At 46.0% G+C, this 1,714-nt stretch carries 3 protein-coding genes; all 3 read left to right on the top strand.

The window, feature by feature from the left end; translation table 11 throughout:
- The first annotated feature begins 24 nt into the window (after window positions 1-24).
- On the top strand, window positions 25-276 hold the full coding sequence (locus tag K8R76_01635; GenBank protein ID MCD4846874.1) for a type II toxin-antitoxin system Phd/YefM family antitoxin: 252 nt from the start codon (window positions 25-27) through the stop codon (window positions 274-276).
- On the top strand, window positions 266-550 hold the full coding sequence (locus K8R76_01640) for a type II toxin-antitoxin system RelE/ParE family toxin (protein ID MCD4846875.1): 285 nt from the start codon (window positions 266-268) through the stop codon (window positions 548-550). Before K8R76_01635 ends, K8R76_01640 begins: the two co-directional genes overlap by 11 nt.
- Before the next feature lie 109 nt (window positions 551-659).
- Window positions 660-1,214 (top strand): GNAT family N-acetyltransferase, encoded by a 555-nt coding sequence (locus K8R76_01645; protein MCD4846876.1) that lies wholly within the window; start codon window positions 660-662, stop codon window positions 1,212-1,214.
- The last annotated feature ends 500 nt before the right edge of the window (window positions 1,215-1,714 follow it).

Genomic DNA, 1,714 nt, shown 5'->3' on the forward strand with positions numbered 1-1,714 from the left:
GATTCCAGAATAGGAGACGTTATCATGGAACAAGTTCTCTCAAGGTGTTCTGCAAGCATCTCAGAACTAAAGAAAAATCCAACTGCGCTACTAAATGAAGCAGAAGGCTCACCAATTACCATTCTGAATCATAATATACCTACTGCATATCTTATTCCAGCAGAAACTTACGAGTGGCTCATGGATAGGCTTGAGGACGCTGAATTGGCTCAGATCGTAATAAATCGTGCACATGAGAAAGAAAACTCCATAGAAATTGAAATTGATGATCTATAAGGTCAAATTTCTACCAAGTGCACTGAAAGAGTGGAAAAAGCTCGCTCCTCCTACTCAAACACAGTTCAAGAAAAAGCTGAAAGAAAGAATATTGCATCCACGTATTCCGAGTAGCCAGTTACGAGGTTTCAAGAATGTATATAAAATAAAATTGCGCGCAGTAGGTTATCGGCTTGTCTATGAAGTAAATGATGAGGAAATATTTATTTACGTTATTGCCATCGGAAAAAGAGAACGAGGTTTAGTGTACACCAAGGCAAAGAAGAGAAAATAGGATAACAATCGCATCAACACGGACTGTCAAAGCTACACCGCTATGCACAAAAGTTTATGCCAGCCGGTTATGCGAGGCGTTATGCGGTCAAATCAAAAGATGAGGCAATATGAACGAATCAAAGTCTATCAAGTTGTCCACGAATCGCCTTGAATTGATAGCGGCTACACTTGATCATGTTTGTGCCGAGCTAGAAGCTCCTGAACGTCTGGCATCCCTATTGAATGCTCAGGTGGAACCTGGGTGGCCACCAGGTGAATATGATCGGGATGCCCAAGAGTTCTTCCGAGACCGCCTGAAAGAAGGCGGCGTGGCAGTCATTGGGTGGTACGGTTGGTATGCAGTCAGGTGTGGAAGCCCATATCAGCCTTCAGTATTGGTGGGCGCAGGTGGATATTTCGGACCCCCGAGTGAAGAGGGCGAGGTCGAAATAGGCTTTTCGGTAATGCCTGCATGGCAAGGTTTGGGTTACGCCACAGAAATAGCCGAGACGCTTATCGAAAATGCATTCACCGATATTCAGGTGCAAAAGGTTATTGCCCATACAACACCTGTTAATTTGGCATCATGCAAGGTGCTTGAAAAATGCGGGTTCCGCTACGTTTGCAGAAATGAGGAATCTGACAACAATCGTTTTGAAATTCTACGAAACACCTGTGCATAATCGGGTAGCCGGGTAATTAATCCTCACTCACAGCTCCTTGATTAAAATCATTCCCTGTGATTGAGAATCTGAGGCCAGTTCTTCCATTCCACGCCTGCTGCATACTCCTCCATTCGGATTCAATGTATGCTCAGAGTTCATGGATACTTCTCCTCTCCTGATGTTCGGCCCTTCACCATGTCCGGCGCATTACTGCCGGCGTTGGGCTACTATGGCCTCTGCTGACTTCTGCCTTGTTATCCCTGATGCAACCGCGCCATTTACCATACTTCGCAATCCGTGGGCTTCGGTCGTGTTGTGCCTCCTTGCCCTGAAGCTTGGCCTTATATGGCATTTCTGTTCGTCGGCTCATAAGTTTGCACTCCGGCTTCCTTCAGACCCCACCTCGCGGTAACGCCCTTGCCTTCGGCTAACAGTTCATGTTAAGTTCTCACTTAACACCGGATTACCTGTAGGGGACTTTAACCCCATTAGTTCATGCCCATGACGGGCGTACACAA

It is taken from the genome of Candidatus Aegiribacteria sp. (genome assembly GCA_021108435.1).
Classification (GTDB): domain Bacteria; phylum Fermentibacterota; class Fermentibacteria; order Fermentibacterales; family JCC-6; genus Aegiribacteria.